The organism is Pyramidobacter sp. YE332 (assembly GCF_033060595.1).
GTDB lineage: Bacteria > Synergistota > Synergistia > Synergistales > Dethiosulfovibrionaceae > Pyramidobacter.
This window is the reverse complement of the sequence record NZ_CP133038.1, coordinates 1,946,394-1,958,863: the sequence shown is the minus strand read 5'-3', so window position 1 is coordinate 1,958,863 and position 12,470 is coordinate 1,946,394. Positions and strand designations below refer to the sequence as shown.

The 12,470-nt window shown below is 57.9% G+C and carries 13 protein-coding genes; 6 read left to right on the top strand and 7 right to left on the bottom strand.

Going from position 1 to position 12,470, the window contains the following annotated elements:
- Nucleotides 1-112 precede the first annotated feature (112 nt).
- Both sdaAB and sdaAA read left to right on the top strand, forming a co-directional pair.
- Entirely contained in the window at nucleotides 113-796 is a 684-nt protein-coding gene (sdaAB, locus tag RAH42_RS09235; protein ID WP_078015432.1) for an L-serine ammonia-lyase, iron-sulfur-dependent subunit beta, read from the top strand.
- Nucleotides 793-1,674, top strand: coding sequence for an L-serine ammonia-lyase, iron-sulfur-dependent, subunit alpha (gene sdaAA / locus RAH42_RS09230; protein ID WP_317539315.1), 882 nt, complete (start codon nucleotides 793-795; stop codon nucleotides 1,672-1,674). Before sdaAB ends, sdaAA begins: the two co-directional genes overlap by 4 nt.
- Before the next feature lie 125 nt (nucleotides 1,675-1,799).
- On the opposite strand, the gene RAH42_RS09225 is transcribed toward sdaAA, so the two are convergent.
- Nucleotides 1,800-2,645 (bottom strand): AraC family transcriptional regulator, encoded by an 846-nt coding sequence (locus tag RAH42_RS09225; protein ID WP_317539314.1) that lies wholly within the window; start codon nucleotides 2,643-2,645, stop codon nucleotides 1,800-1,802.
- Nucleotides 2,646-3,025: 380 nt separating this feature from the next.
- Between RAH42_RS09225 and metF the strand changes: the two genes are divergently transcribed.
- The 3 genes from metF to RAH42_RS09210 are packed head-to-tail and all read left to right on the top strand — an operon-like array spanning nucleotide 3,026 to nucleotide 6,955.
- Nucleotides 3,026-3,904 (top strand): methylenetetrahydrofolate reductase [NAD(P)H], encoded by an 879-nt coding sequence (metF, locus tag RAH42_RS09220; RefSeq protein ID WP_078015429.1) that lies wholly within the window; start codon nucleotides 3,026-3,028, stop codon nucleotides 3,902-3,904.
- Entirely contained in the window at nucleotides 3,904-4,578 is a 675-nt protein-coding gene (locus RAH42_RS09215; RefSeq protein ID WP_317539313.1) for a vitamin B12 dependent-methionine synthase activation domain-containing protein, read from the top strand. Before metF ends, RAH42_RS09215 begins: the two co-directional genes overlap by 1 nt.
- Nucleotides 4,562-6,955 carry a homocysteine S-methyltransferase family protein gene (locus RAH42_RS09210; RefSeq protein ID WP_317539312.1) on the top strand — a complete coding sequence of 798 codons (2,394 nt, stop codon included), beginning with the start codon at nucleotides 4,562-4,564 and terminating at the stop codon, nucleotides 6,953-6,955. The genes RAH42_RS09215 and RAH42_RS09210 overlap by 17 nt, the downstream gene beginning before the upstream one ends.
- Nucleotides 6,956-7,059: 104 nt before the next feature.
- Here the strand turns inward: RAH42_RS09210 and RAH42_RS09205 are convergent, their stop codons facing one another.
- Together RAH42_RS09205 and RAH42_RS09200 are read right to left on the bottom strand one after the other, a co-directional pair.
- Nucleotides 7,060-7,890, bottom strand: coding sequence for a nucleoside phosphorylase (locus tag RAH42_RS09205; protein ID WP_317539311.1), 831 nt, complete (start codon nucleotides 7,888-7,890; stop codon nucleotides 7,060-7,062).
- A 112-nt stretch (nucleotides 7,891-8,002) separates the two neighbouring features.
- Entirely contained in the window at nucleotides 8,003-8,236 is a 234-nt protein-coding gene (locus RAH42_RS09200; protein ID WP_317539310.1) for a hypothetical protein, read from the bottom strand.
- 267 nt (nucleotides 8,237-8,503) lie between these two features.
- Between RAH42_RS09200 and RAH42_RS09195 the strand changes: the two genes are divergently transcribed.
- Complete coding sequence (locus tag RAH42_RS09195) at nucleotides 8,504-9,691, top strand: IS110 family transposase (protein ID WP_317539309.1); 1,188 nt, start codon at nucleotides 8,504-8,506, stop codon at nucleotides 9,689-9,691.
- A 201-nt stretch (nucleotides 9,692-9,892) separates the two neighbouring features.
- On the opposite strand, the gene RAH42_RS09190 is transcribed toward RAH42_RS09195, so the two are convergent.
- From RAH42_RS09190 to RAH42_RS09175, 4 genes are all read right to left on the bottom strand, one after another.
- Nucleotides 9,893-10,492: a hypothetical protein gene (locus tag RAH42_RS09190; protein ID WP_317539308.1), complete on the bottom strand. Its 600-nt coding sequence runs from the start codon at nucleotides 10,490-10,492 to the stop codon at nucleotides 9,893-9,895.
- Nucleotides 10,493-10,685: 193 nt separating this feature from the next.
- Nucleotides 10,686-11,476 (bottom strand): IS5 family transposase gene (locus tag RAH42_RS09185; protein ID WP_317539161.1). Its coding sequence is split into 2 segments (ribosomal slippage): nucleotides 10,686-11,105 and nucleotides 11,108-11,476, totalling 789 coding nucleotides; the frame shifts between segments, so codons are not numbered across the junction.
- Nucleotides 11,477-11,523: 47 nt separating this feature from the next.
- Entirely contained in the window at nucleotides 11,524-11,862 is a 339-nt protein-coding gene (locus tag RAH42_RS09180; protein WP_317539307.1) for a hypothetical protein, read from the bottom strand.
- 24 nt (nucleotides 11,863-11,886) lie between these two features.
- Nucleotides 11,887-12,432 (bottom strand): S24 family peptidase, encoded by a 546-nt coding sequence (locus RAH42_RS09175; RefSeq protein ID WP_317539306.1) that lies wholly within the window; start codon nucleotides 12,430-12,432, stop codon nucleotides 11,887-11,889.
- Nucleotides 12,433-12,470 lie beyond the last annotated feature (38 nt).

Genomic DNA, 12,470 nt, shown 5'->3' with positions numbered 1-12,470 from the left:
AAAATGTCACGCTATCCGGCGAGGCGTTCCCTTTCGGAAAAGTCTCGCGGGCGGCTCTCCGCGAACGGGCGGCCGCTGATTTTTATCATCCTTTAAGGAAGAGTCGATCGAGATGTCGTTACTGGATATTGTCGGCCCGGTGATGATCGGGCCGTCCTCGAGCCATACCGCCGGCGCCGTCAGGATCGGCATGCTGGCGCGGCGTCTCTGGGGATGGGAGCGTCCGCTGCACGCGGCTAAACTGTTCCTGCGCGGTTCCTTCGCCGCCACTTATTGGGGGCACGGCACCGACCGCGGGCTGGTGGCCGGCCTGCTGCGCATGCGGCCCGACGATCTGCGCATTCCCAGATCGTTTGAGGTCGCCCGCGCGGAAGGGCTGGATTTTTCTTTCGACACGGAAGAGATCGACGGCGCGCATCCCAATTCCGTGCGCGTCGTCATGTCGGACGGCGCGGAACAGTGCGAGGTCGTCGGCGCTTCCATCGGCGGCGGCGCCGTGGAGCTGCGCGCCGTCGACGGTTTCCCCATGGTCGTGCCGTTCGATCAGCCGGCGCTGATCGTCATGCATCGCGACCAGCCGGGCGTCGTCTCTGCCATCACCGGCGAATTTTTCCGCCTGGGGCTGAACGTGGCGCGCATGGAGATGGAACGCCGCGTGCGCGGCGGCATGGCCGTTTTCGTGTTTGTCCTCGACGGCGCCGTTCCCGCCGATCTGGACGAGCGGATCCGGACGATCGTTCCCGCCTGCCGGCGCGTGATCCTGCTGAAAAGCGCCGAGGAAGGAGCGTCCGCATGAGATCCCTTGAAGAATTGGTCGTCCGCGCCGGCGAGCGCGGCTCGCTGCCGGAAGCCGTCCTCGCCATGGACGCCGAAGAGCAGATGATCGACGCAGCCGCGCTGCGTTCGCGTCTGCGCGCGCGCCTCGAGGTGCTGCGCGAAACGTTCGCCGCGGCGCTGGCCGGGCGCTGGCAGCCGAAGCTGATCGGCGACGATAAGGACAAATACGCGGCTTTGCGGCGCGCCCCGATGTCGGGCGAATTGGTCTGGCGCGCCAGCGAGATCGCCGTGGCGCTGGGCACCTGCAACGCCTCGATGGGGCGCATCGTCGCCGCGCCGACGGCCGGCAGCTGCGGCATTCTGCCGGGACTGCTCTTTGCCTGGCAGGAAACGCGGCATGGCGACGACGAAAAACTTCTGGAAGGGCTGATTGTCGCCGCGGCGGTGGGCGAGATCGTCTCCCAGCGCGCCACGCTGGCGGGCGCTTCCGGCGGCTGTCAGGCCGAGTGCGGCGCGGCGGCTGCCATGGGCGCGGCCGCGCTCTGCCACATGGAAGGCGGCTCGCCGGAAGCCTGCGCCCACGCCGTGGCGCTGGCGTTCAAGTCGATCCTCGGACTGGCCTGCGATCCCGTGGCGGGACTGGTGGAATCGCCCTGCGTCAAGCGCAACGGCACGCTCGTTTCCGTCGGCGCGATTGCCGCCGACATGGCGCTGGCGGGGATCCGCTCGATCATCCCGCCCGACGAGGTGATCGACGCCATGGGCGACGTCGGCCGCGCCCTGCCGCCCTCGCTGCGGGAAACGGCCCGCGGCGGCTGCGCGCTGACGCCCACGGGCAAGGCGCTGACGAAGAGGCTGAACGAGAACCGCGCGGAAGCGGGAGCGGCTCTCGCCTGAAACGCTCGGAAAGAATCCAGTTCCCCGGGCGAAAAGCCCATGTTCGATGCTCTTCGTCCACAATACATTTTCAACGATGGAAAGAGGGCGGCAGCGCTTTTGGCTGTCGCCCTCTTGATTTTTGATTATTCCTTTTTGGCGATGGGAATCCACAGTTCCATCGTGTACCCCGGACTGTACATATCGCCCTTAAAATATACTTCAAAATCAGGTGTTCCCGCGTGCATGTATCCCTGTTCCGGCAAGAACACTTCCATGGCGTATTTCCACCCTTCGTGAATGCAGTCGGGAATCGCTCCCTCCAATGACAGAACGGCATATTCAGCTTCTTTGATCTCTACGACCTCCAGTCCCATTTCCCGTGCCTTGGGGATGTCGTTGACATGGTAGCAGGCCATATAGTTGATCTTGTTCCCATTTTTCATGTCAAAGCACATCCCATAGCTTTGACCGTTCCCCAGGCGGGAAAGAGTTTCGTGGCTCCACTTTGCGAACAGTTGATCCCAAACCGCCGGGCAGGAGGCCGAATCGATGTTCTCCAATTTGACTCCGGCCACGGCAAATCTGCTTTTCTTTTGGATTTTCACATCCATGCTTTTTCCTCCTCTTATGCTGAGCGTTAATTGAATGGGAGAAAACACCCGGTATGCTTCCCTGTTTCGTACTTGCGTAGGCGTGACGCGATGAAAATTCTTAAAAGCGTTCGTAAAGGAATTTGATGATTCGTAGCCGTATTTCATGGCAATATCTATGATTTTGCCGCTTGTTTCCTTGATCTCCACGGCGGCCTTCGTCAGCTTCCTAAGCCGTATATATTCCGACAGCGTCATATTTGTCAAAATAGAAAACAATCTGCTGAACATGGCGTAGGAATAACTTGACAGACAGGTGACTCTGCTTTCGTCGATTTCGCCGCCCAATACGCTTTCGATATAGCGTATGGTTTCGTTGAACGCTCTTATCATCTGCATGGCACGACCCCCTACGACACATATTTTAGCCGAGTTCTCTGGCGAATACCCTATATTTCCCGTACAAAAAAAGTATCGGCCGCTGATTTAGAACATCATTCGTCTCCATCGTTTTAACCCGTTGTCGAGCAAACAGGCTCTTGCGCCCATCGGTATTCTGTGATACTATCCAAAAATCCGAATAATCGGTTTTCCTTTATCCAGAGTCAGGGGAGAGAGTCAGCTCAACGATCCTGCGCCAACCTGTCCGCGTCGTGCGGACGTGGTGGTCCTGCTGACAGCGATAAGCCGCTGGGGCGAGAAAATTTTGCAGCCGTCTTGTCGTGAACAGGGCGGCTGTTTTTTTTATGGAAATTTGAGGTAAAAGGAGTCGTGTCCGAATGAACAACGCTTTTGAAGAGATGCTTCCCAATTTCTCCTTTGAAATCTTTCCCCCGAAGAGGACCGGCAGTCTGGAGTCGATTTACGACACGGTAGACGCGCTGGCCAGCCTGCGTCCCGATCTGATCAGCGTCACGTACGGCGCGGGCGGTTCGAACCGCGACAACACGATCGAAATTGCCTCCACGATCCAGAACCGTTACATGCTGCCCGCCGTGGCTCATCTGACCTGCGTGGGCAGTTCGCTGGAACAGACCGACGCGCTGCTGGCGGAGCTGAAGGAAAAAGGCGTGCGCACGATCCTGGCGCTGCGCGGCGACCGCCGTGCCGACGCGGATTTCGGGGACGGTTATTTCAAGCACGCGGCGGAACTTGTGGCTCACATCAAGAAAAATTACGATTTTCGCGTGCTGGGGGCCTGTTATCCGGAGAAACATCCCGAAGCGCCTTCGCTGGAAGCCGATATCGCCCATCTGAAGGAGAAGGTCGACGCCGGCGTGGACGCGCTGATCACTCAGCTCTTTCTGAACAACGACGATTTTTATCGTTTTCGCGATCTGGCGCAGAAAGCCGGCGTCAACGTCCCGATCATCGCCGGCATCATGCCGATCACCCAGGCCAGCATGCTGGACAAAGTGGTCTCCCTGTGCGGCGCTTCGATCCCGCCGGCAGTGCGGCGCTTTGTAGACGCCTACGGCCATAACGCCGAAGCCGTCCGGGAAGCGGGGATCGCTTACGCGGCGTCGCAGATCGTCGATCTGCTCGCGTCGGGCGTGGAGGGCATTCACATTTACAGCATGAACAAGGCCGGCGTCACCCGCCAGATCGCCCAGAATATCCACGGCATCCTTTATTCGCTGCGGGTGAAGAGATCCTGATGGAGCCGACGCGCAGACAGCTGGAAGAAGCGTTGCGCTATCTCTGCGTGCCTGATCGGGGGCGCGAGGAAGTGTTGGAGATGGCGCGCGCCGGTTTCGCGGAGCTGGGCGGCTGCGCGCATCCGCGCAAAGTCTGGAAACGTTTCCCGCTGACGGTCGGGGAGCGCGGCATCGCGCTGGGGGACGGTTCGGTGGAGTGCGTCTCGCGCGATCTGTCCCGGCTGTTCAAAAACTGCCGTTCCTGCGTCGTCATGGCGGTGACGCTGGGACCGGAAGTCGATCGCCGCACGCAGCTTCTCGGCCGCGGCAGCATGAGCCGGGCGCTGTGCCTTGACGCCTGCGCGTCCGTGCGGGCCGATTCGCTTTGCGACGAGATCGAAGACGAAGTCGGGGAAACGCTGCGCGAAGGCGAGTACCTGACGCGGCGCTTCAGCCCCGGTTACGGCGACGTTCCCATGCAATTTTCCGGCGACCTGCTCCGGCTTGTCGATGCGGAACGCCGCATCGGCCTGACGATGACGCGGCAGGGCATGATGACCCCCATCAAGTCGGTGACGGCGCTGATCGGGATTTCCAGCGTACCGGAACGGCGGCGGCGCGGCTGCGACGACTGCTCCTTTGCGGCCTGCCAATACAGAAGAGAGGGCGGTTTCTGCCATGATGAAAGAATTTGATCATGTCGTCATGTTCGACGGCGCCATGGGCACGATGCTTCAGAAAAAAGGCCTGAAGCTCCGCGAGATTCCCGAAAGCCTGAACGTGAGCCGGCCGGAACTGATCGAGTCGATCCATCGCGAATACTTCGCGGCCGGCAGCGATTTTGTGCAGACCAACACGTTCGGCGCCAATCCGTACAAGCTCGAGGGAACGGGGTATGGAACGGAACAGGTCATCGAGGCGGCCGCGAAGATCGCGCGCCGTGCCGCGGACGCTTTTTCCGGCAAAGGGATCCTGCTCGACATCGGCCCTTCGGGGCGCGCCATGGCTCCCGTCGGCGACGCCGATTTCGACGAGATCTACGGATCGGTGGCCCGTCAGGTGCGCGCCGGCGCGGAACTGTGCGACGGCATCCTGCTCGAGACCTTCACCGATCTGCTGGAGGCGAAGGCTTCCGCGCTGGCGGCGCTGGAGAACAGCGACAAGCCGGTGTTTTTGACCATGAGCTTTCAGGAGGACGGACGCACGTTTTTCGGCACGCCCGTGGAAGCCATGATCATGACTTTCGAGGGGCTGGGCCTGTCGGGACTGGGCGTGAACTGTTCGCTGGGGCCGGCCCAGCTGGCGCCGATCGTGAAAAAACTGACCGCTCGTTCGCGAGTGCCGGTCATCGTCCAGCCCAACGCCGGCCTGCCGGTCGTGCGCGACGGCGTTTCCGGATGGGACGTGAGCCCCGCCGAGTTCGCGGACTGGCTCGGGCAGTTCGTCGGTTGGGGAGCGGCTTTTGTCGGCGGCTGCTGCGGCACCACGCCGGAATTTCTGGCCGCCGCCAATGACGCGATCGGAAACCGCCGCCTGCGTCCGCGCAAGGTCGCGCCTCTGCGCGGCGTATGCAGCGCCACGCGCGTCGAACCGTTCGACCGCAGCGTGGTCATCGGCGAGCGCCTCAATCCCACGGGCAAGAAGCGACTCAAACAGGCGCTGTACGAGCACGATCTCGACTACGTCGTGCTCGAGGCGCAGAAGCAAAAAGAACAAGGCGCCGGGGTGCTCGACGTCAACGTGGGACTGCCCGACGTCGACGAGCCGGCCATGCTCCGGGAAGTCGTCACGGAGCTTCAGGGCGCCGTCGATCTGCCGCTGCAGCTCGACTCGGCCAACGCCGCGGCGCTGGAAGCGGCCGCCCGGCGCTACGCGGGAAAGCCGCTGCTGAATTCCGTCAGCGGCAAAGAGTCCAGTCTCGCCGCCGTGCTGCCTGTGGCGAAAAAATACGGCGCCTGCGTGCTTGGCCTCTGCCTTGACGACGGCGGCATCCCCCAGACGGCGGAAGCGCGGCTCGCCGTGGCGCGGAAAATCGTCGGCCGCGCCGCGGCGCTGGGCATCCCCAAAGACGACGTTTTTATCGACTGTCTGACGCTGACCGCCTCCGCGCAGCAGGATCTGGCGCTGGAAACGATCAAGGCCGTGCGCCTGGTCGGCGAGCGCCTTGCCGTCAAAACGACGCTGGGCGTGAGCAACGTTTCCTTCGGCCTGCCGCGCCGCCCGCTGATCAACCGGACGATGCTGGCCGCGGCGCTGGCGAACGGACTCAGCGCCGCCATCGTCAATCCCGGCGAGAGGAACGTGCAGGAGACGCTGGCCGCCTGGCGGGTGCTCAGCGCTCAGGACCGCGACGCCAAAGAATATATCGATTACTGCGCCGTCAATCCCGAAGAGACGGCGTCCGCTCCGCGTGCCGCCGCCGTTTCGGATCGGGGAAAGTTTTCCGGCGGCCTCGGCGAAGCGGTCGCCCGCGGTCTGAAAGACGAAGCCCGCGCCTGCGCTGCCGAGCTCGTCAAAGAACGGCCGCCGCTCGAGATCATCGAGAAAACGCTGATCCCCGCGCTCGACGCCGTGGGACGCGATTACGAGGCGCAGAGAATCTATCTGCCGCAGCTGATAAAATCGGCCGACGCCGCGAAGGCGGCCCTCGAAGTGGTGAAGGCCGTGCTGGCCGGCGGTCAGAGCGGCGTCCCCCGCAGCGGTCCCAAAGTCATCGTCGCGACGGTCTACGGCGACGTGCACGACATCGGCAAGAACATCGTCAAGGTGATCATGGAAAATTACAATTTCGACGTGATCGATCTTGGCAAGGACGTGTCCGCGGATGCCATCGTGGCCGCCGTCAAGGAGACGGGGGCTGCGGTGGTCGGCCTCAGCGCGCTGATGACCACCACGGTCGCCAGCATGAAAGAAGCGATCGCCGCGCTGCGGCGCGAGTGTCCGGAAGTGCGCGTCATCGTCGGCGGCGCGGTGCTCACGCCCGATCTGGCCCGCCACGTCGGCGCCGACCGTTACGCCCGCGACGCCATGGATACCGTGCGCGCGGCGGAAGAGTTCCTGTCGCAAAAATAAAAACAGGGATCTGAGCTCGGCATGAGTTCAGATCCCTTTTTGATTGCTTTTGCCGGCGGCGACGTGCGGAAAAAATTCGACGGGCGGCGCTCGCGCCGCGCCTTTTACCCGAGCCGCGGCGTCCAGTATTTTTTGCCGGCGGCGCGTTTTTTCGCGTCGCGGACGCAGAGGATCTGGACCGCCCGGTTGCAGGCGGCCATGGCCGGTTCGAGCGGCGACGAGACCATCTCGTCGGTGACGCGGTTGGCCACGGCCACGCAGAGGCAGCCGCTGCGGAAGCCGTACAGATTGCCCATCGTGAAAAGCGTGGCCGCCTCCATCTCGAAATTGAGCACGCGGGCGCGGCGTAGGTCCTCGACGACGTTTTCGAAAAACGACTGCCGGTAGCCGCGGTAACCGGGGCGCCCCTGCCCGCAGTGGAACGAGCCGGTGGAGCAGGTGAGCCCCACGTGATACGTCAGGTCGAGTTCCTCGCAGGCCTCGATCAGCGCCAGCGTCACCTCGTGATCGGCGGCGGCCGGGTAACGGTCTTCCACGTACAGGTTGCTGGCCCCGTCGTGACGCACCGCCGCCGTGTTGACGATCAGATCGCCGCAGGCGATGTCTTCCTGGATGACGCCGCAGGTGCCGAGGCGGATGAACGTGTCGGCGCCGACGCGGAGCAATTCTTCCACGGCGATGGCAGTCGATGGACCGCCCATGCCCGTGGAAGTGACGGAAACGGGCGCGCCGCCGGTCGTTCCCGTGAACGTGCGGTGCTCGCGGTTGGCGGCGACGAAACGCCGCTCGTCCCACGTTGCGGCGATCACGTCGGCGCGGCCGGGATCGCCGGGCAGAAGCACATAAGACGCCACGTCGCCGGGCGCGCACTGGATGTGGTACTGCCGCCCCTCCATCTCCGGCGCGTCGGCGCTGGATTTCCACGCATTCACCATTGTTATATCCACCTCGTTTAGGACACTGTTTAGGGCACTTAAGAGATTGTGTGAGAAGCTTTTACCTCTATCGTATGGCAACAGCTACAATGCGGAGCCGCGGGAGTCGGCTTTAATACCCGTAGGGATTCTTGGGGTATTTCTTGTAGCCTTTTTCTCCGGTGTAGGGGTTGCGGTTCCCGGAGCTGGAGTAGTTGTCATAGAAATAATCGTTGCTCGGCGACTTGTAATGCCCCTGGACGTAAGTGCCGTCCTTGCGGTAATAGCCGTTGACGTAGGTGTCTTGAACAAATGCCGTGCCTGCAAAACCCAATACCACGCAGATGATAAACAGGAACTTTTTCATGAGACTACCTCCTAGAATAATGTAGTCGCACTTGTTGACAGATTATTGAACGGAACAATCTGCGATAATGTCAGCATGCAGTGTGAGCGTCGCCGTTTGTTTCCTTGGGGACATTTCCTCGTAAAGGAGAGTGGCGCCTCACCTCTTGCGGCAGTTCACGAATGAGCTGGATGTTGAGACCGAAGGTCTTCTCCGTCTGTCCAAGGAGGTTGTGAGCCGCAGGAAGCGTGAGAATTCACCTGCAAATACGTTGTGGTGAGGTGACTCATGTACTATCTTGGTATTGACATCGGGAAGAACAATCACGAAGCAGGGCTTATCAGGGAGGACGGCAGCCACGTCGGCAAGTCGCTGCGTTTCGCCAATGCTCGGGAGGGCTTTCAGCAGCTTCTGCTCTTTCTCGAACAGAGTCTTCCCGAGCGGGAGGCTTTCTGTATCGGCATGGAGGCGACCGGTCATTACTGGCTCGCGCTCTACTCCTTTCTGCGGGAGCAGGGTTTTGCTCTGCATGTGATCAACCCGATCCAATCCGACAGTCTGAGGAACTTCCACATCCGGAAGCAGAAAACGGATGCGGTCGACTGCTTTCTGGTGGCTGAGGTGATCCGTTTCGGCTCGTTCAGCGAAACTCATCTGGCTGATGAAGATATCATGGCGCTGCGCAATCTGGCCCGTTTCAGAGAGTCGCTCAAGGACTCCTGCGCCGACTACAAGCGACAGGTCGTCACCGTTCTGGATCAGGTGTTTCCGGAGTATGCTGCCTTGTTCTCCAACGTCTTTGGCGAGAGTTCAAAGGCATTTCTCAAGACGTACGGCACTCCGGAACAGGTGGTCGACGTGAACACGAAATCGCTGGCCGCTTTGCTCAGAAAAACCAGCCGGGGCCGGCACGGTACTGACAAAGCCCGTGAGCTCAAGTCTCTGGCGGCGCGTTCGGTCGGCCTGACTCTGTGTTCGGATGCCTTTGCCTTTCAAATCAGGATTCTCATCGAACAGATCGAATTCACGGAGAAGCAGATCGATGAGATCGACAAGAAGATCGCCCGGCAGCTGAGGAAGTTTAGCTCTGTCATCCTCACTGTCCCCGGCGTGGGGCCGGCGACGGGCGTCGTGATCCTCGGTGAGATCGGCGATATCAGCCGCTTCTCCAATCCCAAGAAACTCGTCGCCTTTGCCGGGATCGATCCGACTTCGTTTCAATCGGGGAACTATGTCGGCCAGCACAACCGCTTGTCCAAGAAAGGATCCCCCTACCTGAGACGAGCTGTCTGGATGTCGGCGCTGATAGCAGTCAGATGCGATCCTGTCTTCAAAGCGTTCTACGAAAAGAAGCGCGGCGAGGGGAAAGCGCATGGGACTGCATTGGGGGCTGTGTCGAGAAAACTGCTTTATACGATTTACGCTGTTCTGAAAGCCAACAAACCTTACGAGGTACGCCGCCAGGGCATAGAATGATCCTGTTCCCGCGGGGTTCCCTGCTCGTGTCGCTTCCGTGTGAGCTCGTTCGCGTGCTTGTTTTGTCTGAGTTCTGTCCAATATGCCGTTTTCAGGGGCGCTTTGGCTTTTTCACGCGGGCAACCGGCTAGAAATACTTCGGGCATGAGCTCGAATTTCCTACTTGACTTTTAATAGCTGGTCTCCTTTAGGTTTAATAAATCAGAAGATCATATCTTTGATCTTATATGCTCGAATGGCGCCATCGCTCTGCCGTCGCCCTATGACGCAATGACTTTTGTATTTCTTCAAATACATCGATTCGAGGACAATTTCATTTCGGCGGTGGTATCTAAAAGTGATGAGTCGATGATTCTCGATGGCGTCTTCGATGCGTTTACGCTTGTTCCAATAATCCGTTTCATCCGAAGCTGATTGAGGAGAATCTTCAAACGAAAACTTTATAGCAGGGGGACATGGCGAAGTATTCCCTTCCGCCGTTTTCTGTATTACTTTATGGGCACGGAGGATACCATCTTTTACGGCCTTACGCATGAGTAAAAAATTTATCCAGACAAAAAAGGCAAAACCGACTAAAGGAACGAAAGCAGCTATCGCAGCCGTAGATGAGTTTGGGGAGGGGTTTTTTGCTGTGCTAGGAGGCAAAGGCTGAGGAGTGTTTCTCGCTGGAACGATAACAGGTTGTGAAGGGGCGGGGCGAGGAGGAATTACTTCAGATAGATTTGTTTGTTTTTCAAATCCACAAAGGGCTCTTGAGACAAAATATTGTATTTTCTCGGAGAGATTGATTTCATATAGCATCTCATCGAAACTTGAGTTTTGACTTGTGATTTTTTGTAAAGGAAGGATTTAGGGGAAATATTAATCCATTGAGACGATAATACAGGGTCTTTATTTATAACGTCCCCAGTCTTGTTGTAAGCTATCCAAGAAAGAAAACGTATCTGATGCACCGTTGTATCTAGGGCTTGTTTAAAAAACATTTCAGCTTGTATTATTTCAATAAAATAACACTGGCAGCGACAAGAACAAAAGCGAAAAACGAAGCGTCAAGTTTGTCATAGCGGGTGAAAATTCTACGGAACCATTTGATTTTCTGAAAGAAACATTCAACCAAGTGTCGTTCCTTGTAAACATGCTCATCTATAAACCACGGTTCGGGATTATCGCTCTTCGGCGGGATAGTGTAACTTCCCTCCCGAGAAGTAATGTACTCTCTGATGGCTTGCGAACCGTAAGCCTTATCGCCGATGACGTTGCTCCCTCTGATTTCCGCTTGCCCGAGCAAGGACACGGCATGGCGGGAATCGTGGTCATTGCCGGGACTGAGCAGGAGCGCCAGCGGATTGCCTAAACCATCTACTATCGCATGAATTTTCGTATTCTTGCCGCCTCTGGACATGCCAATCGCTTGAGCCCCTTTTTTCCCCCTTCCGGGGTTTTCCCTCTCCCGTTGGCACTTTGATGTACTTTGCAGGACGTGGAGTCGATAGAGAGATTTTCCATGTCGGCATCAGCGCTTAGGGCGGCAAAGATCGCCTCGAATATTCCCCGCTGTTTCCACAGCCTGAAACGTGCGTAAACTGCCTGCCATTTGCCGTAACGCTCCGGAAGATCTCTCCATGGCGCTCCACTTCTGGCAAGCCACAGAATCCCATTGATGATCCTGCGGTTATCGTATTTTGCCGGGCGTCCACGTTGACCTGATTTCGGGTGTTCGGGCGGCAGCATTCTCTTGATTCGATTCCACTCGCTGGAGGTCAGTTCATATCTTCTCTCTTCCATGAGAAAAGTTTAAGCGATTGGATCGATTTAGGCAACTTTGACGTTTTTTAAACAAACCCTAATTCGGCTTTTGCTCTGTTATACGCTATATCGGCTGTCCGAGGATCGAGAGACGCTATCAAAATTTCGGCTTCGTAGGTATTACTGGAATTTTGTTTTAACTGCTTTGTGATGACATAGGTTAAAAGGAGTTTGGCAGAGATGGCAATGTTTTCGCAATCTGCGAGAGTCGCGTTCTTAATCATAGCGTTAAAAACAATTACCGCCGGATTTTTGTTGATTCTTGCTCGCTCTTCCTGGATTTCCTGCGAAGTTTTTTCTTTTGCAAAGGCATTAGCACAGAAGATGACACTGAGAACAAAGAAGAAGATCACTATTTTTTTCATACGGATTCGTCCTCTCTTTTAGTCTTAAAATGATCGCAATCCGGGGCATCCGCGAAAAAAACCAATCATAACGCCGATAATAGTAAAATCCGCGTCTTCCTGTTTTTTCGGAGTCAACCGCTGCTCTCCGTCATCGCTCCGCAGCACAACCGTATCATTCGGTAACAGATAATATCTTTTAAGAGATAGCATCCCATACATGCGCACCAAAACGATGGAACCGTTTTGAGCTTCTTCCGCCGGATTGATAATAACCTTGTCCTCGGATTTTATGTCGTCGGATGCAAGGCAGTCGCCATCTGCATAAATCGCAAACGGCGGGCGAAGATCGTCATAAGCCCGAAGCTCGCTGCGGGAAATCCAGACAGGCTCTTCAGATTCAGAAGTCACGTCCATTGCTCCGATTCCCGGGCCGCAGCACGCCGTCATTTCGCGGCTAACGACTGGGACGCGCATCAAGTCACCCACAAATCTAATATTTTGCTTTTTGCCCTCACCTTCGTTGGTGGGGGCTTTTTTTGTGTCTTCTGCCGCCCCTCCATCTCCGGCGCGTCGGCGCTGGATTTCCAATTTCCCGTCATGGTCAGGTCACTCCTTCTGCGCCGTTG

Bases quoted from the DNA above. Each gene is read 5' to 3' on its own strand.
- RAH42_RS09205 (WP_317539311.1), bottom strand. From the start codon at position 7,890: ATGGTGAATGCGTGGAAATCCAGCGCCGACGCGCCGGAGATGGAGGGG.
- sdaAB (WP_078015432.1), top strand. From the start codon at position 113: ATGTCGTTACTGGATATTGTCGGCCCGGTGATGATCGGGCCGTCCTCG.
- metF (WP_078015429.1), top strand. From the start codon at position 3,026: ATGAACAACGCTTTTGAAGAGATGCTTCCCAATTTCTCCTTTGAAATC.
- RAH42_RS09195 (WP_317539309.1), top strand. From the start codon at position 8,504: ATGTACTATCTTGGTATTGACATCGGGAAGAACAATCACGAAGCAGGG.
- RAH42_RS09180 (WP_317539307.1), bottom strand. From the start codon at position 11,862: ATGAAAAAAATAGTGATCTTCTTCTTTGTTCTCAGTGTCATCTTCTGT.
- RAH42_RS09215 (WP_317539313.1), top strand. From the start codon at position 3,904: ATGGAGCCGACGCGCAGACAGCTGGAAGAAGCGTTGCGCTATCTCTGC.
- RAH42_RS09210 (WP_317539312.1), top strand. From the start codon at position 4,562: ATGATGAAAGAATTTGATCATGTCGTCATGTTCGACGGCGCCATGGGC.
- sdaAA (WP_317539315.1), top strand. From the start codon at position 793: ATGAGATCCCTTGAAGAATTGGTCGTCCGCGCCGGCGAGCGCGGCTCG.
- RAH42_RS09225 (WP_317539314.1), bottom strand. From the start codon at position 2,645: ATGCAGATGATAAGAGCGTTCAACGAAACCATACGCTATATCGAAAGC.
- RAH42_RS09190 (WP_317539308.1), bottom strand. From the start codon at position 10,492: ATGCTATATGAAATCAATCTCTCCGAGAAAATACAATATTTTGTCTCA.
- RAH42_RS09200 (WP_317539310.1), bottom strand. From the start codon at position 8,236: ATGAAAAAGTTCCTGTTTATCATCTGCGTGGTATTGGGTTTTGCAGGC.